General features: G+C 42.8%; 20 protein-coding genes. 11 read left to right on the top strand and 9 right to left on the bottom strand.

Features of this window, described 5'->3' with window-relative positions:
- Positions 1 to 73 precede the first annotated feature (73 nt).
- The 4 genes from glgC to R7Z10_RS02965 all read right to left on the bottom strand — a co-directional run bounded on the left by glgC (position 74) and on the right by R7Z10_RS02965 (position 5822).
- Positions 74 to 1291, bottom strand: a complete 1218-nt coding sequence (gene glgC / locus R7Z10_RS02980; RefSeq protein ID WP_025767797.1) for a glucose-1-phosphate adenylyltransferase — start codon at positions 1289 to 1291, stop codon at positions 74 to 76.
- 537 nt (positions 1292 to 1828) lie between these two features.
- Positions 1829 to 3577, bottom strand: coding sequence for a formate--tetrahydrofolate ligase (locus R7Z10_RS02975; RefSeq protein ID WP_318103885.1), 1749 nt, complete (start codon positions 3575 to 3577; stop codon positions 1829 to 1831).
- 236 nt (positions 3578 to 3813) lie between these two features.
- On the bottom strand, positions 3814 to 5118 hold the full coding sequence (locus R7Z10_RS02970) for an inosine/guanosine kinase (protein ID WP_206957507.1): 1305 nt from the start codon (positions 5116 to 5118) through the stop codon (positions 3814 to 3816).
- Between the two features lie 233 nt (positions 5119 to 5351).
- Positions 5352 to 5822, bottom strand: coding sequence for a CreA family protein (locus R7Z10_RS02965; RefSeq protein WP_005397614.1), 471 nt, complete (start codon positions 5820 to 5822; stop codon positions 5352 to 5354).
- A gap of 145 nt (positions 5823 to 5967) precedes the next feature.
- On the opposite strand from R7Z10_RS02965, the gene R7Z10_RS02960 reads away from it, so the two are divergent.
- Together R7Z10_RS02960 and R7Z10_RS02955 are read left to right on the top strand one after the other, a co-directional pair.
- On the top strand, positions 5968 to 6477 hold the full coding sequence (locus R7Z10_RS02960) for a hypothetical protein (RefSeq protein WP_005376378.1): 510 nt from the start codon (positions 5968 to 5970) through the stop codon (positions 6475 to 6477).
- Between the two features lie 195 nt (positions 6478 to 6672).
- Entirely contained in the window at positions 6673 to 7341 is a 669-nt protein-coding gene (locus tag R7Z10_RS02955) for an HAD-IA family hydrolase (RefSeq protein WP_318103884.1), read from the top strand.
- A 430-nt stretch (positions 7342 to 7771) separates the two neighbouring features.
- On the opposite strand, the gene R7Z10_RS02950 is transcribed toward R7Z10_RS02955, so the two are convergent.
- Positions 7772 to 9202, bottom strand: coding sequence for a methyl-accepting chemotaxis protein (locus R7Z10_RS02950; RefSeq protein ID WP_025767793.1), 1431 nt, complete (start codon positions 9200 to 9202; stop codon positions 7772 to 7774).
- Between the two features lie 314 nt (positions 9203 to 9516).
- Here R7Z10_RS02950 and R7Z10_RS02945 point away from each other — a divergent pair, with 314 nt between their 5' ends.
- The 3 genes from R7Z10_RS02945 to R7Z10_RS02935 all read left to right on the top strand — a co-directional run bounded on the left by R7Z10_RS02945 (position 9517) and on the right by R7Z10_RS02935 (position 11701).
- Positions 9517 to 9690, top strand: coding sequence for a hypothetical protein (locus R7Z10_RS02945; RefSeq protein WP_017820948.1), 174 nt, complete (start codon positions 9517 to 9519; stop codon positions 9688 to 9690).
- 81 nt (positions 9691 to 9771) lie between these two features.
- A complete protein-coding gene (locus tag R7Z10_RS02940) occupies positions 9772 to 10374 on the top strand; it encodes an ACP phosphodiesterase (protein WP_053303599.1) in 603 nt (200 codons plus the stop codon).
- 67 nt (positions 10375 to 10441) lie between these two features.
- Complete coding sequence (locus R7Z10_RS02935) at positions 10442 to 11701, top strand: DEAD/DEAH box helicase (protein ID WP_025767791.1); 1260 nt, start codon at positions 10442 to 10444, stop codon at positions 11699 to 11701.
- Positions 11702 to 11728: 27 nt separating this feature from the next.
- Here the strand turns inward: R7Z10_RS02935 and R7Z10_RS02930 are convergent, their stop codons facing one another.
- Both R7Z10_RS02930 and R7Z10_RS02925 read right to left on the bottom strand, forming a co-directional pair.
- Positions 11729 to 12517 carry an EAL domain-containing protein gene (locus tag R7Z10_RS02930; RefSeq protein WP_025767790.1) on the bottom strand — a complete coding sequence of 263 codons (789 nt, stop codon included), beginning with the start codon at positions 12515 to 12517 and terminating at the stop codon, positions 11729 to 11731.
- A 187-nt stretch (positions 12518 to 12704) separates the two neighbouring features.
- On the bottom strand, positions 12705 to 13337 hold the full coding sequence (locus R7Z10_RS02925) for a hypothetical protein (RefSeq protein WP_005376385.1): 633 nt from the start codon (positions 13335 to 13337) through the stop codon (positions 12705 to 12707).
- A gap of 183 nt (positions 13338 to 13520) precedes the next feature.
- Between R7Z10_RS02925 and R7Z10_RS02920 the strand changes: the two genes are divergently transcribed.
- The 3 genes from R7Z10_RS02920 (at position 13521) to R7Z10_RS02910 (ending at position 15043) form a co-directional block, all read left to right on the top strand.
- Positions 13521 to 13763: a DUF2164 domain-containing protein gene (locus tag R7Z10_RS02920; RefSeq protein WP_005390155.1), complete on the top strand. Its 243-nt coding sequence runs from the start codon at positions 13521 to 13523 to the stop codon at positions 13761 to 13763.
- A 174-nt stretch (positions 13764 to 13937) separates the two neighbouring features.
- On the top strand, positions 13938 to 14477 hold the full coding sequence (locus R7Z10_RS02915; protein ID WP_025767789.1) for a cytochrome b: 540 nt from the start codon (positions 13938 to 13940) through the stop codon (positions 14475 to 14477).
- Complete coding sequence (locus R7Z10_RS02910) at positions 14474 to 15043, top strand: YceI family protein (protein ID WP_017634178.1); 570 nt, start codon at positions 14474 to 14476, stop codon at positions 15041 to 15043. The genes R7Z10_RS02915 and R7Z10_RS02910 overlap by 4 nt, the downstream gene beginning before the upstream one ends.
- Positions 15044 to 15180: 137 nt before the next feature.
- On the opposite strand, the gene focA is transcribed toward R7Z10_RS02910, so the two are convergent.
- Positions 15181 to 16632: a formate transporter FocA gene (gene focA, locus R7Z10_RS02905; protein ID WP_025767788.1), complete on the bottom strand. Its 1452-nt coding sequence runs from the start codon at positions 16630 to 16632 to the stop codon at positions 15181 to 15183.
- A gap of 301 nt (positions 16633 to 16933) precedes the next feature.
- Here focA and R7Z10_RS02900 point away from each other — a divergent pair, with 301 nt between their 5' ends.
- Positions 16934 to 17839, top strand: coding sequence for a LysR substrate-binding domain-containing protein (locus tag R7Z10_RS02900; RefSeq protein WP_005376369.1), 906 nt, complete (start codon positions 16934 to 16936; stop codon positions 17837 to 17839).
- A 228-nt stretch (positions 17840 to 18067) separates the two neighbouring features.
- Entirely contained in the window at positions 18068 to 18550 is a 483-nt protein-coding gene (locus R7Z10_RS02895) for a DUF1097 domain-containing protein (RefSeq protein ID WP_017634175.1), read from the top strand.
- Between the two features lie 153 nt (positions 18551 to 18703).
- Here R7Z10_RS02895 and R7Z10_RS02890 read toward each other — a convergent pair whose 3' ends face one another.
- Positions 18704 to 20338: an ATP-dependent endonuclease gene (locus R7Z10_RS02890; RefSeq protein WP_318103883.1), complete on the bottom strand. Its 1635-nt coding sequence runs from the start codon at positions 20336 to 20338 to the stop codon at positions 18704 to 18706.
- Positions 20339 to 20606: 268 nt separating this feature from the next.
- On the opposite strand from R7Z10_RS02890, the gene R7Z10_RS02885 reads away from it, so the two are divergent.
- Positions 20607 to 22349, top strand: a complete 1743-nt coding sequence (locus tag R7Z10_RS02885) for a bifunctional UDP-sugar hydrolase/5'-nucleotidase (RefSeq protein WP_318103882.1) — start codon at positions 20607 to 20609, stop codon at positions 22347 to 22349.
- The last annotated feature ends 287 nt before the right edge of the window (positions 22350 to 22636 follow it).

The following is a 22636-nucleotide window of genomic DNA, read 5'->3' as shown; positions in this document are numbered from 1 at the left end:
CTAATGTTTACAGGCACTTAAACAAAAGCGCACGATGATTATCGTGCGCTTTTTTGTTGTGATAGTTTGTCGTTTAATCGAATTGGTAACTTTCAGGTATGACGACAATACCTTTGTCTGAGATTTTAAATCGCTTCGCATCTTCAAGTTTGTTGATGCCAATTTGAGTATGTGGCGGAATACGAACATGTTTATCAACTATGCAGTTGACCAACTGACTTCCTTCACCGACTTCTACGTCATCAAAAATGATGGAATCGACTACCGTTGCACTATCTTGAATGCGTACATTAGAGGAAATAATGGAGTGCTGTACCGAGCCTCCGGAATTGATGACACCGGTAGCAATGATGGAGTTAATAAAAATGCCTTCATTACCCGTGGCCGACGATACAGTACGAGCTGGTGGAAACTGCGGCTCGTAAGTACGAATCGCCCAATTAGACTGATAAAGGTTCATTGGCGGCACAGGTTCTAGTAGATCCATATTCGCTTCATAGAAGGAATCAATGGTACCCACGTCGCGCCAATAGCAATCTTTATCGACGCGCCCTTTACTGCCACAGAATTGATAAGCGTAAACGGATTCGGTATCAATTAGCTTAGGTATGATGTCTTTTCCGAAGTCATGGCTTGATGAATCGAGTTTTGAGTCTTCTTCAAGCGCTTCTTTCAAAACATCCATATCAAAGATATATATTCCCATAGAAACAAGGCTTCTGGTCGCGCTTCCAGGAAGAGTAGGTGGGGTTTCAGGTTTCTCTATAAACGAAGTAACGAGCCCGTTTTCTGTGGTGCCCATTACACCGAATGCTGAAGCATCCTCTACGGGAACATCCATACAGGCAACGGTGAGCTTAGCACCTTTCTCTTTATGCTCTTCAAGCATTGCGGCGTAGTCCATTCGATAGATATGATCGCCGGATAACACAACCACATACTTTGCATCATTTCGCGATAGCAACCACATGTTGTGATAAATCGCATCGGCGGTTCCTTCATACCATGCACCACCTTTGCGCATTTGTGGTGGAACAGCAGTAATGTACTCGCCTAGCTCTGGATTGAATATCGACCAGCCGTCTCGTAAGTGTTTTTGAAGTGAATGAGATTTATATTGGGTTAAAACAAGGATCTTGCGTAAACCCGAATGTAAACAATTGGTTAGTGTGAAATCTATAATTCTATATTTTCCGCCAAAAGGTACGGCTGGCTTGGTTCTGTCATCGGTGAGTGGGCTGAGTCTAGACCCCATCCCTCCTGCTAAAATTACGGCGAGTGCGTCTTCCATAGTATTCCCTTTCCCTTTTCTGACATGCATCAAAACGGTGCTAACCTGAAGGAGGTGGTATGCAACGCAGAGGTTTTGAAAAGCATGTGCTAATGTGCTTATTAGTGAAAAGTCTACTACAAGAATCGAGCCATAGAATATCTCCTTAAAAATCAAGGAGGTTAAAATTTCACTGTAAGACAACTGCACCATATTAGTGAAGCGCTAAATAGCCCGTGCATCAAATTGGCGCAAAATTGTAGAAAGGAGAGGTCAACAAGTATGGATTTACAATGTAAAGTGGCTACAAAACAAGAAGATAAATAGGGTTTTCTAGCTTAATAACTATGGCTAAACAAGGCTTAGGGTTAGCGTCTTAACTCTAAAGGTCTAAAACAGGCGTGTTGATGTAAGGCAGGAGAGCTTTGTATCAACGATTCAAGAGTAGAAGGCCTGAGACAACTCTTTTCACAGTTGTTGAGAGTGAGTGGATAGGTAAGTAGACCACTCACTCAATGAATATGCTCACTTCACTGATAGCGATACGTTATCACTGCACTAAGAGAGACCGACGATATTTCCTCCATCATCAAGATCTAAGTTCATAAATGCGGGTTTATCAGGTAAGCCTGGCATCGTCATCACGGTTCCAGATAATGCATAAATGAATCCTGCGCCCGCACACAAGCGCAGCTCGCGGATTGGGACGGTAAAACCAGTTGGTGCGCCTTTGACTGCGGAGTCCGTGGTTATAGATAGTGGTGTCTTCGCGATGCAAACCGCTAAGTTGTTAAAGCCTAATTGCTCAAAATGTTTGAGCTGTTCAGTCGCGATAGGAGTCATTTCTATATTGGTTGCTCCATAGCCCGCTTCACATACTGCCATGAGCTTTTCGAGTAATGATTGCTCTTTGTTGTATAACGGACAAAACTCTACAGGCGTGGTACACGCATCAATAACATGTTGAGCTAGTTCCGTTGCGCCTTGTCCGCCTTGCGAAAAAGCGGTGCTGATGGCTACTTTAACTTCGGGATTAAATTGGTGAATCAGCTCTTCAAGAGCTTTAAGCTCTTTCACACAATCTTGTGGAAACTGGTTAATGGCAACGACAGCAGGTAAACCGTATTTATGAACGTTATTTATGTGCCATTTTAAATTTTCAAACCCAGCCTCCAATGCTGCTTGGTCCGGATTAAAAATGGAATCTGGAATAGCCATACCTGGCCGTAAATCGTAGTGTCCGGAATTCGCTTTGAGGCCGCGTAATGTTGCTACGATCACTACACAGTCCGGGGCTTTGTTGGCGGCAGCAGCTTTAATGTTACACGCTTTCTCAAATCCCATATCCGAACCAAAACCGGCTTCAGTTACCGTGTAACCTGACAGTTTTAGCGCAATATCGTCCGCGATAATGGATGAATTTCCATGGGCGATGTTTGCAAATGGACCTGCATGGATCAACGTAGGAACACCTTCTAGAGTTTGCATCAGTGTTGGTGCAATCGCCTCTTTTAGTGTTACTGCCATTGCTCCTGCAACTTGTAGATCTTCCGTAGTGACGGGGGTTCCGTTCAAATCGTACGCTACGACAATTTTCCCGATACGTTGACGTAAATCTTTTAAATCTTTGGCTAGTGCAATGATAGCCATTAACTCGGAAGCAGCTGAAATATCGAACCCTTCGTCACGCTCGAAACCATTGATGGTTTTTCCTGCATCATTGAGGCCAATTTTGACTTTACGTAGTGCACGATCATTATGGTCCATCACTCGTTTCCAAGTAATACTTGCCGTGTCGATTTTAAGTGCTCTTAACCCGGTGCGTGATTCAAAGGCATCATAACCCTCGCGTTGCTCATGGAACAAGCGAGCGTCAAGAGCGGCTGAAGCAAGGTTGTGCGCCGCTGTCACTGCGTGAATGTCACCAGTAAGGTGTAAGTTTAACTCTTCCATTGGAGCTACTTGAGAATAACCGCCGCCCGCTGCGCCACCTTTAATACCGAAGACGGGTCCCATCGAAGGTTGCCTTATACATGCAATAACAGATTGATTAAGCTTTGCTAAACCTTGCGCCAGGCCTATCGTCGTAACGGTTTTTCCTTCGCCAAGAGGAGTCGGCGTGATCGCAGTGACGAGTACAAGTTTACCGTCATCATTTGCTTTGAGTCGTTCCAAACATTTTGGGTGGACTTTGGCTTTGTGCTTCCCGTGAGTGTCATACTCTTCGGGTGATAGTCCTACTTTTTCCGCGATAACATCAATAGAAGAAAGTGGTGTGTTTCGGCAAATTTCGATATCTGACTGCATGGAGAATCCCCAAAGTGGTACTCAGGTAGCGTTGAAAAACTACCTGAGTTATAACGAGTATTATTGTGAGGCAAAGGTCTGCTTGGTGATGGTACTGTTTCGGTTAGGCTTGTAAAGAGTTTACTGCTTCGTATTGTGCGACATACTAACAAAATCTACTCGTTACAGTGCTAGACAAAAACAAAAAGGCCACCAAATGGTGACCTTGATATATTTTTAGCTTTAAAGCTGTCGTTTTAACGATCCCAATAAGTCTCTTCTAAGCTATCTTCTCGTTCAGGAAGCGCTTGCGATAGGCGAGGAGAGTGCTGCGTCAACACTTCATAGCTTACTCGGTTTGCGTATTTACAGATCTGAGAAAGCGAGGAGTAGGTTAAGCATCGTACTTCGTGCTTTTCTGAGTTAGGCACTTCTTTTTGGTGGAAAGAGTTTGCTGCCATGTCATGCAGTAAGGCTGAAAGGGCTGCATCACCTGCACCGTTAGTGTTCTTAATCTCTAGTGGTCCACCAAGGTAAGGGCCGATGTGAGAGTAGACCTTCATTGGGTTTTGACAGTCTTCTTTACGCATCGCACGACTAAACTCGTACTGGTTAAAGGCTTCGAGGGAGCTTTCAAGGATGTCGTGTGTGGTTTCTCGTTTTACTTTCTCGTCGGTGTAACCAGCCATGTACAGACCATTTGGTCCTGCTGTACAAAGTACGAGATCAACCCACTCAAGTGCTTTATCAGCAGCTGCTAGCGGCTCTGTTTCACCTGTTAGCGCCGCACCTTCTTCTTCATTCATAGCGACAACAGAAATGTTTTCGCGAATGTATTCTTGCCACCACTGTGCGTTACCTTCGATAACGTACTTTGTCCCTAACGTAAGTACAACAGGGACATCGTGCTTCTTAGCAAAGTCGATCGCTCTTTGTACCGCTTTAGGCATTGGATCTTCTTCTTTACCACGCATTAGGTAAGAAGAAACAACCAGGGCTGATGCTTTCTCAAAGATCTCTTCAGGAATGCTTTCCGGAAGTAGTTGATTCATATGACCTTCGTTGATAGCAAATGTACGCTCACCGTCTTGAGAAATTAGGGTGTAGCAGCGACCAATAGGGCCATCTACCGTTTGTAAATGGTTAAGGTTCATGCGTGAAGACGTACGGCAAAGGTAGCGATAAGCAAAAGAACCGACTTGAATGTTCTTAGACATCACACCGAGCAAAACGGATTTGCTATCGGCTAAAACTGAGTAGTTGTGAAGAGTATTGCCAATCGTGTCACCTGGGTATTGGTGTGTGATCAGGCCTTGCTCAACCAGTTCTTCGTAAAGTGCATCTGCTTTGCTTTCTTCAAGAACGAGCGAATGTCCTTTACTCAGGTTGTATTTCTCTAAAAACGCGTCATCTACACGTGCTTCGATATCTACAATGGTTTGACCGACACCAACAATAGTTGGGCGATATAGCTTAGGTGCCTGTCGGATTTGGTTTACTAATGGATCTCGAGCGTGAGTTGGGAAGTAGTGTTTAGATTTACGCTGACCAGGAAACTTCATGCTTGTTCTTGAGTGAGAAAAAAAAGAGGCGGGATTGTATCACAAAAAAATGAAAATCGTGGCGATTTATTACAAAGAAGTCTGCTCGCTGAAAAAATCAGCGAGCTGAGTAAATAGCAACCAAAGCAGCTGCAATTTATGAGGCTTGTCGTATTGCAATGGGTTGTTTTTTAAACTTGTTGCTCAGCAGCGCCCGGAAAGAGCCTGCTCCGCGCTAACTAAATTTACCCGCGTTACTTTTTCACTTCAGTTGGCTCAACGTAAGCCTTGGTACCCCAAAGTGGGACTGTCGAAAGGCTATGCTTAAAACTACCATCGGTCTCTTTTGTTGTATAAGACAAGTAGAGTAAGGTTTGGTTATCGGCATCATAAATACGGCGAACCTTCATTGTTTTGAAGAAAATGCTTTTTGACTTCTTAAATACAATTTCACCGGACTTACTCTTATCTATTTTTGCAATCATTTCCGGTGTGATTTCGCCAGTCTGACGACATGATATTGAGCTATCACTTGGATCTGCTAAGCTGAAATCCGCTTCGATAGAGGCGATGTGACATGTGACACCTGTTACCACCTCGTCTTTCAACTCACCGACTTTGATGTCTTTCAAAGTAAACCAACCGAGCCCCACGTCAGCAACATCGTTATCTGAACAACCAACTAGAGTAGTAGCAAGCAATGCACTTAACAGCATCTTTTTCATTATTTTTGTCCTTAACTAGGAAAGATATTGATGAAATCTATCAGAGGTTTGCACCTAAAACAAAATTTAGCCACGGAAAGGTCTATGTGCGCTAGGTTTGTTGCGGGCTTCATGCTAATGTACTGCTCTAAACGAAGGTATCAAGATGAATGAACAACAGTTAGCCAGTATCGAGCGTAAAAATACATGGCTGTATGATCTGGTCGAAGTTGAATTTCCGACACCAGAGAGTTTGAAAGGGCGCGATGTCTATTTCAAAACGCTAGAAAAAGCAACGTATCAAGTAGTCGACAAAGACACACTACTGGAAAGTGACTCTGAATTTAACCCCGACGATATTTTTCTGGTCGATTTTCATCGACTGACCATTATGTTCTCTATCTTGCAATCTCAGCGCTGGGAACAGCAGTATGATAAAGATATGATCATTGAATATCTGACACAGATTATCCTCACGCCAGATTTTGAATTATATGTTGGTTTTAAATCTGGAGTCCCAATTGGTGCTGCTATTGTTAGCCATCTCGAAGGAAATACACTCATCTCTGATGTTGCTGTTTCTGAATCAAAATACAAAAGCTCGTTTGTGGCTGATCTGGCTAAAAGACTAAGCACCGAGCAAAAACTGTTAGACTCAGTGGTTATCGAAAACTAACTTACACATCAATGTGCATAAAAAGTAAAGCAAGATGACGTTGGGTGATCTTGCTTAGAAAAACTGTAATTGCTCCCTTCTATTTCCATGAAATGCCAAGCTCGTCGTTTCAACAATCCCAAACTCAAATAAGATTAATCCAAACATTCTTAAAATCAGCTTGGGCTTGAGCCTTTAAGACGTCTGGAGATGGCTATGGCAATTACCAATATTAAGTGCGTGATATTTGACTGTGATGGTACGTTGGTCGACAGCGAAAGACTGTGTTGCCAAGCGCTCGTCAATGTATTTAACCAGCATGGGGCTGAGTTAACGATGGAAGAGTGCGTTTCTCACTTTAAAGGAGGAAAGCTCGCTGACATCCTTTTAGATACTAAAGAATTGAAAGATATCAAAGTCCCAATTGATGTTTTAGAGCCGCAATACCGAGAAGAAGTCCAGTCTCTTTTTGTGCGTCACTTACAGCCGATGGATGGCGCAAAACGATTAATTCAGTTTTTGGATTCGCATAATATCGAATATTGTGTGGCGTCTAATGGACCTAAAGATAAAATTGAATACGCTTTGGAGTTAACCGGTTTACTCGATGCTTTCCGAGGGAAAGTGTTCTCGGCATTCGATGCGAATAGTTGGAAGCCTGAGCCCGATTTAATCATGTACAGTGCTATGAGCATGGGCTTTTTACCAAGTGACTGTCTTTATATTGATGACACGCCTAAAGGAGTTGAGGCGGGACTAAACGCCGGTATCAAAACGATACAGTTATTTAATGGTGAAGCTATCAATCGTGTTGATGACGAGCGTGTAATTCGCATTCATCATTTAGATGAATTAAAAGAGCTGCTGTGTGGCTGCTCTGTTTGACCTACTAATGGCAAACCGGACTCAAGCTGTGGATGTGCTTAAGTTTAGACTGTAGGTAAGGCGTTTGATGTAGACATTGGATAGATGAGAAGTTTTTTGTATGAAATCCGCAAGCAGCGCATGTGAATTTCTCGCCATCCGATGAAATGAGATATTCATCTCCTTGGCAGAGTGGGCAATTCAGGTTCTCTATGTCTTTTGTGTCTTTGTAATTATTCATATTGTTTTCCAGCAGCAAATTGGAATTGGCAAGATCAAGCATAGCGGAACGCTTTGTTTAAGAACATTATTTCATCCGGTACAGCGAGAACTTGAGATTCACTTCAAATATCCACTTGGATGTCGTAGAAAATATCGAAGGTAATAGTTGAACACGGTTTAAAGAAAAGGGCTCCTTAAGGAGCCCTTGTTGATCATAAGTTCCACAACGTTATGCGGTGCGGTAGCGTTGTAATATCTCACCAAGAGAAACGGAGGCCTGCGTGAGATTAGCGACGCCAGCGGTAGATTGCTCCGCCACTTCTCTGATTGTGCTTGATTGACTACGAATTTCTGAAAGTTCCGATGCAATATCGTTAGCAACTGCGCTTTGTTCTTCAGCAGATGTGGAAATCTGAATGCTCATGTCCATTAATGAGCGTGCTGACTCGGCAATAGAGGTAACATCATGGCCGATTTCATCAATAAGCTGGCTGCTGGTTTGAGCTTGCTGAACGGTTCGGTTGGTGATTGAAGCAATGTTCTGGCTCTCAATTTGAAGCTTCTCAATCATGGCTTGGATCTCTACTGTTGCCTGTTGAGTTCTGCTTGCTAATGTACGTACTTCATCGGCAACCACTGCAAATCCACGACCTTGTTCACCAGCACGGGCTGCTTCGATTGCTGCGTTTAGCGCCAACAGATTAGTTTGTTCTGAAATGGCGTTAATCGTTGTGATCACGTCATTAATCTGCGTCGTATTCTCGTTTAAATTGGTTACTGACGTAGAGGCTTGTTCAATATAGCTAGATAACGTCTCTATCTCGCCAATCACGTTTTGTACACGGCTTCTGCTTAGTTCGATCTTCTGGGCATCTTGGTCTGACTGCGTCGTTGCTTGTTGAGAAATACTTGATACCTCCTTTGCAGAGGCTGTCATTTCTTCCATTGCCGTCGCGACTGAATCAAGCGTTTGATATTGATGAGATATCTGGGTTTCACTCAACTGCATATCTTTTTCGAATGCAGAAGATGTCTCGCTCAACATCGTTGCATTATTTTTAACACTATTAACCAGTTCACTTAAGGTATCCATAGACTTGTCTAGCGCACAGCCGATGGTACCGAATTCATCTCGACCAGGGTGAAAACCAAGACGAGAGGTTAAGTCACCGTCACCAATTTTTTCGGTTGTTGTATATAAAACCCACAGAGCTCCTCCGATAAACGTTGCCACCCAGTAAGAGAATAGGGCAAAAGGAATAACCCATAAGAAGCTGAGTAATAGTGACGATAGAGCTGATGATTTTACCGATTCGTATTGTGTGGACACATTTTGAGTCAGCTTAATCACTTCTCCAGAATGCAACTTGGCATAAGCGGTAACAGACCCATCGACAAAAGAACTCTCGCTTACGCGGTTCGATTTCGATACGCCGTCAATTTCTGTAGCGCGGTTTGATTGAGCATCAACGATACCAGAAAGCTTCGCTTCGCTCGCCGAGATGGCTTGCTGCTCAAATTGTTGTATTTCATTGAAGTAGCGGCTTCCAGCCACTGAAGTGAGGGCTACTAAAAATAGTAGGAATATAACCCACATTTTGTCGTTGATAGACATCTTGATAAACAGCCTGTCTATCGTTCTAAACTCAACTTCTCTCATTTAAAGCTCCATTAGAGATAAAAGATATTGACCAAATCTATTGCTATATCGAAACAAAATATGCGAAGTTAATCAGCAAAATATGTAACGAATACTAAATTTAGTTTAAGAAATGAGATCTAAGGACGCCTATAACAGTATGTTATATCTTTAAATTGACATGAATGTTGATAAAAGAGTCATTTCTCTAAAGTGTTAAGTGGATATGAAACCTAATTGCAATCGTTTACTTTTGATTATGCTCATAGGTTTTTAAATCTTTACTTCTCGCTGTCATGAATGTGTCATATAAAGACTATAAAAAGGAGTTGCTGATGTGGATATGGCAAGAGCCAGGCCGTCAGCAAGTAAAAGCAAGAGAGCTTAAAATAAAGGAGGTCACAATGAGCGACCAATACCAAAACGATGAGAGCCTAGAGCTGCTAGATGCGCTTGAAATTGGCATTATCTTGTCGGAATACGTTGGCTCAGACAACGAAGCCGAATAGCGGAACACTCTCATCTCGTCGTAATTGACGTTATACTAGGTTCATGTCACACCAAGCCCTAGAGGCCAAAACTGGCGTCGAATGAACTTTCTAGCCCACCTGCATATCGCAGAACACAGTAACAGCCATTTATTGGGAAACTTGCTTGGAGACTTCGTAAAAGGAGATCCAAGCAAGCTGTATGATCGCGATATCTCAAATGGCATCAGATTACATAGATTTGTTGACCGTATTACTGACCATCATCCAATCGTCAACGAATGTAAGCCTCATTTCACTGGTGTTGCGAGACGTTTTGCACCTATCGCTTTAGATATGTTTTGGGATCATTGCCTCGCAAAACACTGGAACGACTTTCACTCCGTGTCTCTCGAACACTTTGTAAAAACGGCATACGAGAGAGTAAACCGAGAGGTTCATGAACATTTGCCGCCACGTTTTTTGGTGCTCCACAGCAGAATGTGGCATGGCCGATGGCTTCAATCCTATCAAGATCTAGACAATATAGAATTTGCACTACATCGGATGTCGCAAAGAAGTCCTAGAATGGCAGACTTAACCACAACATTTAAAGTGATTGAAAGTGATTACACCGAATTAGAAGAGAAGTTCTCGTCACTTTATCGAGATGTTTTGCGCCAGTCGTATGATTTTCAGCAACAGCTTAACGACTCAACTCAATGAGATAGAAAAGTAGTATGGCTTTAGGGGCTCTGGTAAACTCTGCGCTCCAAAAATAATGAGGTTACACATGTCTGTTAATTTTGCTGATTTAGGCATCGAACAAAAGCTAATCGAGACGCTAGGCAATCTAAATATCGTGACGCCAACACCAGTGCAAGAAAAGTCAATTCCACACGTCCTTGCAGGAAAAAACTTACTTGCTGCTGCACAAACTGGTACGGGAAAAACGGCTGCGTTTGGTTTACCTATCATACAAACCGTTCAGCAAAAGAAACTTAACGGCACACCTCAAGCATTGATTTTGGTTCCAACACGCGAGCTTGCACAGCAGGTATTTGATAATTTGAATCAGTACTCGGCAGAAACAGAACTTCGCATCGTGTGTGTTTATGGTGGTACAAGCATTGGCGTACAAAAGAGAAAGTTAGAAGAGGGCGCTGATATTTTGATTGCCACGCCAGGCCGCCTTTTGGATCACCTGTTTAATGGTAACGTAAACATCTCTAAAACCGGTATGCTCGTGTTAGACGAAGCCGACCGTATGTTAGATATGGGATTTTGGCCTGACTTGCAGCGCATCTTCCGACGTTTGCCTGCTGAGAAACAGATCCTATTGTTCTCTGCGACATTTGAGAAGCGAATCAAAACTATTGCGCATAAACTCATGGAATCGCCAGTTGAAGTCGAAGTTTCACCAGCAAATACGACTGCTGAAACGGTAGCACAAATGGTTTATCCAGTGGATAAAAAACGGAAACGTGAATTGCTAGCGTACTTAATTGGCTCGCGGAATTGGCAGCAAGTGCTTGTATTTACAAAAACGAAGCAAGGCAGTGATGAGTTAGCGAAAGAGCTCAAGTTAGATGGCATCAAAGCGGTTTCTATCAACGGCGATAAATCACAAGGCGCCCGCCAAAGAGCTTTGGATGAATTTAAACAAGGTAAGGTGCGTGCTTTGATTGCAACCGATGTGGCAGCACGAGGGTTAGATATTCAAGAGCTAGAACAAGTCGTGAACTTTGATATGCCATTCAAAGCAGAAGATTATGTCCATCGAATTGGCCGCACTGGAAGAGCAGGAAAGTCAGGTTTGGCGGTTTCTCTGATGAGTAGAGATGAGGAGTACTTGTTGCAAGCTATCGAGAACCTGCTTGATCAACGCTTACCCCAAGAATGGCTGGCAGGTTTCGAACCAAGTCTTGTAGAAGAAGTTGAGCCTGAACAAAATGGGGGTGGGCGCCGTCGTAGTCGTTCATCTGAGAAGCGTAAGCTAAAAGCAAAATTGGCGATTCATAAGAATCGTGGTAAATCACGTAGCTCTCGCTAAACCGCGCAAATTTTTGTTCTTACATAATCAGGCTGTTTTTGCCTCTTCATAGACGTCTAACGTTTGGGGGATAGCAAGTAGGTACCCTTGATACATATCGAAACCGAGCTTTTTCATTAAGCGAAGTTGATGCTCGGTTTCAATTCCTTCGATAACGGTTTTAGAGCATAACGCTTTTGCGAGTGATAATGCATCGTTAAGCGCTTTAAAATCACCGTTTTCATACCTTAGCAATAAAGAGCGATCCATCTTGATTATATCTGGGCAAACGCTTCTCACTCGCTCAGTTGTCGATGCATTGACGCCATAATCGTCAATCGCTAATTTAAATCCTTCAAGACTTAACTCCCGAGCAGCTTGAGACAAAGAGAGTTCATCCTCCACCTTCAATTCAAGTAACTCCATGACGATTTGTTCATTCATCAAATGCGATTCATAAATGGTTTGTTTTAGCAGTCGGTTATACGTGATGTCTTTGACTAGTATCTCTGCCGCTACCGGTAATACATTGAGAAACAATTGTTTTGTGTGAAAGCGAGACTGAGAGAAATTTTTGATATGGATTAGGCGACTTAAGCGTTCAACATTGAGCAAATCTTGAGTGGGAGTCGCTTTGGATTGGAAAAACTGATCTGGCCTAACCATGGTGCCATTGGCATTGCTAATTCTTACCAGTGCTTCAAGGCCAACGATGGAAATATCGTTCTTATATATGGGTTGAAAGACACTGCGGAGAGTGAAGTTCGCGTATTTCGCAATATACTGCCCGTCGGCTTCTTTCCGGATGCAACTAAGTAGTTGCGAGATGTTCATCATTGTTACCACAACCTAAATCAATGTCTCAACATCAGCGTTATCGCGCTAATTTTTCTATTTCATTGGCAATGAATCTAAGTGTGCTCATTAACTCAAGCAAGAACGATGGTAATGGATGGGTAGTTTTGTCGAGTGATATCAAACAAATTGATGAAATAATTGATAATCTCAGCACTTCAATTTGATGCTACCATTGCAGTACGGCATACAACTGCAAATATTTTCTGACTAACTGCTGTTTGTTCGAACGCCGTAAAGGATGCCCAAACTTAATGTAACAAGGGCTAATACCGAATCGAGTGTCCAAAGATTGCGTGAGTTGCGACTCGCTGGTGTACAGTGTGATTCCTTGTTCTGTGTATTCGTTGATCTGATCGGGTAGTTCACCCATCCACCAATGAAGCAATTCTCGGCTCGTTTTGCTGCGACTTATCCAATGATCGCAAACCAAAAAGAGTAGGTCATTAGGCTGTAAGGCATAACCATATTCACTCTGCCATTCCGTAATTGATGAGAGTAAGTTTTCCCGGCAAGATTTTCCGGCACTGACCATATGGTGACTCAGAACCCAGACAGTGCCAATGTCGGATGAAATTCGATAGTGATGGGGAAGGTCTGGAGAATCCAACACTTCGATTGGCTTTATCACGCAGTTGTATCCAAAGTGACGAAAAGTATGTTCCATCCTTCTTGAAAAAGCGAGACCAAGATGATGCTCACTCATGCCTTGGTTATGCACCGCAGGGTAATGCTTTTCACACAGCTTAAGACAGTCGTCTTGAAAATCATTAACACTTTGAATAACTAGGTCGAGTAGCAAAGAATATCCCTTAATAATTACAAAACGAACTGCAAAAGGTTAGCATAGTCTTTTGAGAATAGACTAATTTACTTCGGCAACTTCTTGATCTAAACACCAAATTTCTCACAAATGACCGTGTCTAATCTTTAATAGAGCAACACGAAAGAAGCAGAAGTTGAACAAAAATTTGAAAGGGAAAAAATGATAAAGCTAGAACGCGCACAAAAAGAGGCGTTGGCCACCGCCATTCAAGATTACATGCAAGACGAGCTAGATGTTGAAATTGGCCAGTTCGATAGTGAGTTTCTAATTGATTTTATTACAGAAAAACTAGGGCCAATTTATTATAACAAGGGTGTTGAAGATGCTAAGTTACTGGTTGAACGCAGAATGTTAGAAGTTTCCGAAGAGCTGTATGAGATAGAACAAGAAGTTAAGCTGTAAGTTTCAGTTTTACAAACGATTTAAAGTTCCTTCAAAAAATTCGAACAACTTGATAGATACGGTACCATTGGCTGGATGTAAATGATGGTAAATAATCTGTTTCATATGACGTAAATAGGTTAATGTAGTGTTTCTTGCTCAGCATTAACTTAGGAATATATCTAGGAACTTGAGATGGATACACTGGTAAAGAATTACAACCTTACTGCACGCGTGATGCATTGGTTATCAGCGCTGTGCATTATTGGTCTATTTGCAGTGGGTTTGTGGATGGTCGACCTTAGCTATTACAGCGAATGGTATCGAACTGCGCCGCATTACCATCGCTCTGTCGGTATTTTACTCGCTATTTTAACTTTGGCACGCATCGTATGGAAACATGTGACGGCGTCACCAAAGGTAGAAGGCAAACGTTACGAAGTGCTTGCTGCTAAAGCAGCGCATGGTGTCATGTACCTACTATTGATCACCATCTTTGTTTCAGGTTACCTCATTTCAACGTCTGATGGACGCGGCATCGAAGTGTTTAATTGGTTCACCGTGCCAGGAGCGGGAGAGTTATTCCCAGGCCAATCAGATATTGCAGGTGAGATTCACTTCTATGCAGCTTGGGCAGTCATCCTGATTGCAGGCTTACATGCTATTGCTGCACTAAAACACCACTTTATCGATAAAGACAACACATTAAGAAAAATGTTAGGAGCTTCAAAATGAAAAAGTCACTTTTCGCTACAGGATTAGCTATCGCTATGGCACTGCCATTTGGTGCGCAAGCTGCAGATTATGTCATCGATACCAAAGGTGCTCACGCTTCAATCAACTTTAAAGTTAGCCACTTGGGTTACAGTTTCATCAAAGGTCGTTTCAATACATTTTCTGGTGACTTTTCTTTTGATGAAAACAACATTGCTGATTCAAAAGTAAATGTTGTTGTTGATACAACCAGCCTAGATTCAAACCATGCTGAACGTGACAAACACATTCGTAGTGGTGACTTCATCGATGCTGGTAAATACAGTGAAGCAACCTTTACGAGCACAAAAGTGGTTGATAAAGGCAATGGCAAACTAGATGTAACTGGTGATCTAACGCTACACGGTGTTACTAAGCCTATTACTATTGAGGCTGAATTCGTTGGTGCTGGCAGTGACCCATGGGGCGGCGAGCGCGCTGGCTTTGTTGGCAACACTCGCCTAGAGCTTGCTGACTTTGACATCCCAGTAATGGGTGCTTCAAGCTACGTCGATATGGAACTTCATATCGAAGGTATTAAGAAGTAATTAGTTCCTTTTAGATACACTAAAAGCGCTCTTCACTTGAAGAGCGCTTTTTTATTATCTTAATCACATCACTAACATCGATAAACCAGTCAGTGATAGCGATTGAAAGCCAATAGACGTTGTAAATGTTTAGCGAATTACGCTGTTTCTAACTCACTTTTTTCCACTAAGTTTAAACGCTCACCAAAAATCGGGCGTAGTGCTTTTAATACTTCAGTACGAGTAACCACCCCGACCATCTGCCCATTTTCAAGCACAGGAAGCACTTGTGGCTTACTTACTTTGATACTTTTAGCGCGTTCTTCGAGAGACAAAGACGTCAAGCGAGTGGCAATACCCATACTGCTCGCTGGGTACAACTGCTCTTTATCGATACATAGGAATTCCACAACATCAACGAGGCGATCATCAGCGTCAATTGCGACCACATCTCTGCTCATGATGTCGACGACTTTTTGGTCTTTCACCGGAATGTAGTCCTCACACCATAGTTCTACCATCACATCGTGAGCAGAGAAGAAGCCAACTAATCGATTTTGTACGTCTACAACAGGTGCGCTAGTTACGTTGTTATCAAGTAACACATCCAGCGCGGCTGCAATTGGCGTTTCTGCACGAATGGTGACTGGTTTTGGGTTCATAATGTCTTTAACAAAAGAGGCATTTTTCATGGTGAAATCCTTAACTGACGACAGTGTTGTAGTTGTAGTGATAGAAGAAATATTCGCTGCTTTTAGTTCTGGTCGGCGAAAAATACACCAGTTTGAAAGGCCAACTAATACCGCTCCGCCGACGATGTTGCCAAGCGTGACAGGAATTAAGTTAGCGGTAATAAAGTGGCTAATGTTTAGGTCTGTGTATTGTGACGCGGGCACACCGACAGATGCCCAAAAAGATTCAGGTGCAAAATTCGCGATAACAATACCAAGTGGAACCATAAACATGTTCGCAACACAGTGCTCAAAACCGCTGCTGACAAACATTGCCACAGGCAAAATTGTCATTGCTGCTTTTGTCATTGCATTTGCAGAACTAAATGTCAGCCAAATCGCTAGGCAGACCAACAGGTTACAGAGAATACCGAGTGCAAACGCTTGAATGAGAGTGTGGTGAAGTTTGTGTTGTGCGATGTTAAGCGCATTTAATCCCCATTGACCGCCATCCATCTGATAAAGACCAGCAGCAGTAACCAGCGCAAGTAGGAACATCGCACCAATAAAGTTACCAACGTAAACTTTGCCCCAGATCGAAAGCATCTTACCGAACGATATTTGCTTATTGGCCCAAGAAATACTGGATAGGACGGAGCTGGTAAATAATTCACCACCGCAGATCACTATGAGGATCAATCCCATGCTAAATGCGAGTCCACCAGCTAGGCGGCTCAAGCCCCAACCAGCGCCCGTACTACCGGTGGTCACCGTGATGTAAAACAAGAATGCTAACCCGATGAACGCGCCGGCCATAATCGCGAGGCTTAATGTCATACTGCTGGTTTTGTTTGCCTTACTTAACGCAAATTTTTCCGCTTCAACCATCATCTCTTTTGGAGAAAAATACTGGTGATTTTGAGAACTGGTCACCGCCATATTGACTCCTTAATTTGTAATCGCATAAAAAATCCTTGGTTATTAACTCAAAAATGAAATTGTTGTTTTTATTAAGAGCCTCAATGACTTCGGTTTCAAAACCATTGAGGCTTGCGGTGTTCCCGAACCGCGTACTCAGAATAGGGAGAACGGTTAGTAAGGTAAAATTGATAATATTTAGAAACCTCATCAAATTAATTGATAACTTTACGGGGCTAGGTAAAATGAACTCTATTGCTTATTGGGGCATGCTTTAACAATTGTGGGAATTGGGAAATACCCACTAATAATGGAGGACACTTTGCGCTACTCACTTAAGCAATTAGCGGTTTTCGACGCAGTTGCAGATACCGGCAGTGTAAGCCAAGCCGCAGAAAAATTGGCTTTGACACAATCAGCGACGAGTATGTCGCTTGCGCAATTAGAGAAGATGCTTGGCAGGCCGTTGTTTGAGAGGCAAGGCAAGCAAATGGCGTTAACCCATTGGGGGATGTGGTTACGACCAAAAGCAAAACGCTTGCTACAAGATGCATTGCAGATTGAAATGGGCTTCTATGAGCAACATTTATTGAGTGGTGAGATTCGTATGGGAGCGAGTCAAACCCCAGCAGAGCACTTAGTTCCCGACCTTATCAGTATCATTGATAATGACTTTCCAGAAATGCGTATTTCTCTCGGTGTACAAAGTACAAAAGGGGTGATTGATGGGGTATTAGATTACAAGTATGACTTAGGGATTATTGAAGGGCGCTGTGATGATAACCGTTTACACCAAGAAGTATGGTGTCGTGATCATCTTACTGTTGTCGCAGCTTCTCATCATCCTTTTGCGCGTAATCAGTCTGTTAGCCTTGCGCAGTTAGAGCAAGCGAAGTGGGTACTAAGAGAGCATGGCTCTGGCACACGAAAAACATTTGATAGTTCCATTCACCACCTTATTGAAGATTTGGATGTGTGGCGCGAGTATGAACACGTTCCGGTGTTACGTAGTTTAGTTGCTAATGGTCAGTACCTTACTTGCTTACCGTATTTAGATGTAGAGCGATATATAGAAGCAGGTCATCTTGTGGCATTAAATGTACCTGAGTTAAAAATGGAAAGGACGCTTTCATTTATATGGCGCTCAGATATGGCAGAAAACCCATTAGTCGACTGCATTAAAAGAGAGGGACTGCGAATGATGAAAGGGAAGCCTTCAGTTCTTTAAAGGTTGATTAAACATGCCTACGAGATGAGTTGGTTTTATTCCCTAAATCTGTTGATTTATCGGTTGCGTCAAACTTTTAATGTAAATTGTGAAAATAATAATATCTTATTGTGATCAATATCACCGATAAGCTGAGCTGATGTATCTAACATGTGTCCTTGATTTCAATGTATGAAGGCAGTTATTGAACCATATAGGTACGATAATAGCCGAGCAGGTATGACTACCATGACGACACTTTTAGCTATTTCTATCACTACTGGAATTTTATCTGGCGTATGGGGTTGGATCGCCATCTCTTTAGGTTTGCTTTCTTGGGCTGGTTTTTTAGGTTGCACGAGCTACTTTGCAGCGCCAACGAGCGGATTGAAAGGACTAGGCATCAGCTTAATCACCAATATGACAGGCGTATTCTGGGCAATGGTAATTATTCACGGTTCCACTTACGTGGGGTTGGAAATTATTGGCTATGTGATTACCGCTATTGTGGCATTCTTCATGTGTATTCAAGCTAAACAGGCTTGGCTCGCGTACATCCCTGGTACTTTTATTGGTTCATGCGCAACATTTGCGGCTGACGGAAACTGGCAACTTGTCATTCCATCGTTGTTGCTAGGTGGTGTGTTTGGCTATCTAATGAAAGCGACAGGGCTATGGTTGCATACGAAATCAACCGCTACTTCTTCTTCGCTTGCTGAGCAAGCACAGTAGTGAACCCCCGATCTTATTGGTATCCACTGTGTATTGAGTTTTATCCCTCTCAATACCCTTAATCAAAATTAATGATGTTTGATACAAGCACACCAAATTGGTGTGCTTTTTTTGTATTACAAGACAATACGCTGAGTGTGAAATACGCCTAACTCATGTATTGCCGTTGGCCATGGTAACAACGCGTTTAAGTGTCCAGCGCAGAAGAACAGGAATACACTCCATGCCTTTCACTTCACAATGAGAAACAATAGCCAAAGCTAAGTCCGGTTTTGCATGTTTTTTCAAAACACGATTTACGACTTTTTTAGCAGGGATAGGGTGGTCATGAGGAACTTTGATGATGTCCTTAAAGAAAAGTTCAAAACCATTGTTGTACAGAAAGTGCTCGATGTCTCGGTCGGGTAACTCCGTAAGTCGATGCCTTTCCTGATCATGGTCGAGCTGTGCTCGCACTGCATGCGCGTACTTTTTCCCTGCTGGGTCGCCATCAGTAACGACATGCCAATCAATACCAAACTCTTTTGCTACTTTGATGAGTGATTTTAGACCTGATTGAGCAAACTCAACGATTTGAACCCCTTCGGCAGCCAAGTCATACCCGCATTGACGAGCCAGTTCATGAAAAAGCCAAACTTCGGTTTCGCCCTCAACAAGTAACCAGCACCGCGCAAATAATGCTCCTGAACGATGAAAACGAATATGGAAACCAATTCGGCGCAACTCATCTCGACCAAACTTTGTTGAGTTTAAACTCTTAGCGATGGTTCTGTCTGATAGCCGAATTAAACGTCGAATTGAATACAGTGGAACAGAACCGAGTAACGTGCCACTGTTGGTGGTTAATATCTTTTGCATTGGCAACAATTGCAATAAGGACCACGCTCTCGCTAGATGAGTTGGATGCAGTCGACCTTCTGGATCTTCAATAATCAGTATTGGTCTCGCACAGCGCCTTAAATCGGTGGGACCCTTAGCTTGAAGATAGGCATTGAGTAACCCCATTAAAAGCAAGCGGCTTTGTTTGTCATTGGTTTCTTTCAAGAACTGACTCAAGCCTTTATCAGAGGAAGGGCTTGTATAGAAAAGACCATCACGAGGTTTGCGTGGGTTGCCTTTACTGACACTTCTGAACGCGAAATAGTGTTCAACAAGCGTTTGCATTGAGTCGAGGCTACTACGAATCTCACCTTTATTCACATGGCCAGGCATAGCCAATAAGCGTCGACAGGTGTTGTTGATTCGTTTTTCAATCCGAGCATTTTTACCATCGCCGTTGACATGGTTTAAATCTGGGAAGCGTCGGGAGTCACGTAGTCGGATTACAGGATGAAGTGTCATTAACTCAATAGCGAGTTTCTCTGAGTGGTGAAGTTTTTTGGGTTTGCCGTTATGACCTAAAAACGCGTACTCTGTATTAATGCTGTGCTCATCGCGAGACGCACTAATACGATAGTAAATGACTTGCTCACCATCTTCGTTGGTGCACCATGTAGGCTTTATGCGTCTGTAGCGTCCCGCTTTTACTTCGTTTTTATCCTGCGCTTTAAAACAAACAATGATCTGTAAGTGTTGTGTTTGTGGATGAGAAATTGAGTAGTCAACATGAAAATCTTTCAGTTTGAATTGATACAATGAGCCATTGGCAGGTAATGCGATGGAAAGGGCATCGAGTAATGATGATTTGCCCCACGTGTTTTCACCGATAAGCGTGGTGAGTTCGTCAAAAGAGAGTGAAAGGCGTTTGATGCCTCTAAACCCGGAGATTTCGATGCGTTCTAGTTTCATCTCAATCCTCCTTGCAATTATTTGAATTATCGAGAGTTATTTTGCTACTCCTAAGCATATATGAATTCGGAATTTTTGAGTTAAGCTCAGTTCACAAAATTACGAGAGCCTCTTACTGAATAGAGACCGTTACAAGCGAGGCTTGCTTTCAAAGCCGGGGGACAGCATCGTGATCACTTAAACATGAAATCCTAAATCGCAGTTTCATAAAATTCATGATTCTGTCATGATTCACTTCTTATTATTATAAGGAATGAAAAAAGAGAAGATGAAGATGAATAACAATCATAAGCCAGTGAGAATCAAACTGGCACACATCAATGACACACATTCCTACTTTGAACCAACGTCATTACAGTTAAAGCTTAAGATAAACAATGAACTCACGCTAGAACCCTATGTCAGTGCTGGCGGCTTTTCTCGTATCGCAACCAGAGTCGAGCAGTTAAGAGATGATGCTCAGCGCCAAGGTCATGGAATGTTGTTCCTCCATGCCGGAGATTGCTTCCAAGGCACGCTGTATTTCTCACTATTTAAAGGCAAAGCCAATGCCGACTTATTGAACGCATTAAAGATTGATGCAATGGCGTTAGGCAATCATGAATTAGATATGGGGAATGAGCCAGTTGCATTGTTTTGCCAACGTACTCAGTTCCCATTGCTTGCTGGCAACTGGGATTTATCCAATGAGTCACTTAAAAAACCTCACCGTATCAGTGATTGCAAGGATGTATATAGTTACCAACCGGATACACAGAGCGCTCAATACATTGTTAAAGAATTCCATGGTGAGCGGGTCGCGATTTTCGGATTATCCATAGATAAAATGAGCGACATCGCAAACCCTGATGCAGACACGCCTTTTCACTCAGCAATTGAAACCGCCAAGGCGACCGTAAAACAAATCCATTCATCAGATATAAAAAATATTATTCTTCTGAGCCACTTAGGTTATGAAGGTGATTTAGAGTTAGCTGAGCAAGTCTCAGGTATTGGTATAATTGTTGGTGGACACAGCCACCGGTTGCAAGGTGATTTTTCATCAATAGGGTTAGGACAAGACGATCCCTACGGTATCAAAATTAATGATACCTATGTGGTGCAAGCGGGTTTCCATGCTTTGACAATGGGGCACTGCGTCATTGAGTTTGATGAACACGGTAAAGCAACGATATTGAGTGGACAAAATGAACTGTTGCTTGGTCGACGTATTTTTTGGGACTCGACGCTAAACCAACAGCTCGACCAAGGTGTATTCGAAACCGCGTGCGACTTCATCCATGGTCAACCGAATGTCGTGGTTTGTAAGAAACACCCGGAAACTCAAGCGATCCTGAGCGATAAATATATTCCTCAGGTCAGGCAGTTACAGTCACAAGTCATTGCTAGTGTTGACACCAAAAAGCGTCATGTGAGAATTCCCGATGAATTTGGTGAGAGTGAGTTAGCTTCCTCCGTTGCCCGATCATTTCTGCACTGTTTAAACAAACGTGGATATGACGTTCAATTTGCAATTCATAATGCGGGTGGCGTGAGAACCTCTTTGAACCCTGGCAACATCACAGTGGCAGACATTGCCGGACGGCTGTTGCCTTTTGCCGTTCCTATCGGCTTTTACGATGTAAAAGGCAGCGCTATTCGCCGTGCACTTGAAGGCGCGATAAATAATGCACTCAACAATGGCGTAGACGGCACTGGATCTGGCAGTTATCCGTACACTTACAATTTAAACTTCGAGTACCACGCAGATGCCCCAAAAGGTGAAAGAGTTCAATCATTAGTGATTTTTGATGGCAAACAATGGGTTGGTGTTCAAGATGATGTTTGGTATCGAGGGACTTCTTCTGCCTATACGATGAAAGGGAAAGAGGGGTACGACGCATTGCAGGAGATGAAAGGAGAAGGGCGTGTGACCAGTTTGTCCATGGCTGATTGTTTTATTGAACTCCTGACCGATGAGCCAAACTGTTTGAATCAAAGTCACAAACTTTACACAAAGCGACGTCGATAATAGATACTGGTATTGATTTTGCTGCTCTCCACTTACTACATGGGTTGATGAGGATGGCAGTATGTGGAATAAAGATTGGGCAGATACGGCAGTCGTGGTTGCCTGGATCGCAATTTGGTCAACACTGGTCTACTTTGTGCCTCTAAGCGGCTTTTGAATTGCTAAGAATGTGGATGTTACAAAAGGGAGCAGTAATGCTCCTTTTTTGTATCTATCTTCCCCGTTAGGGCCCTAACTAATGAAGAGTTTGTCTTGAGCCATTTGCTGCTTTTTGTCTGTTTACTATA

The sequence above is a fragment of the Vibrio sp. Vb1018 genome, assembly GCF_033338775.1.
Classification (GTDB): domain Bacteria; phylum Pseudomonadota; class Gammaproteobacteria; order Enterobacterales; family Vibrionaceae; genus Vibrio; species Vibrio alginolyticus.
Note: the sequence above shows the minus strand (reverse complement) of the source record. Positions and strands in the feature narration are given on the sequence as shown.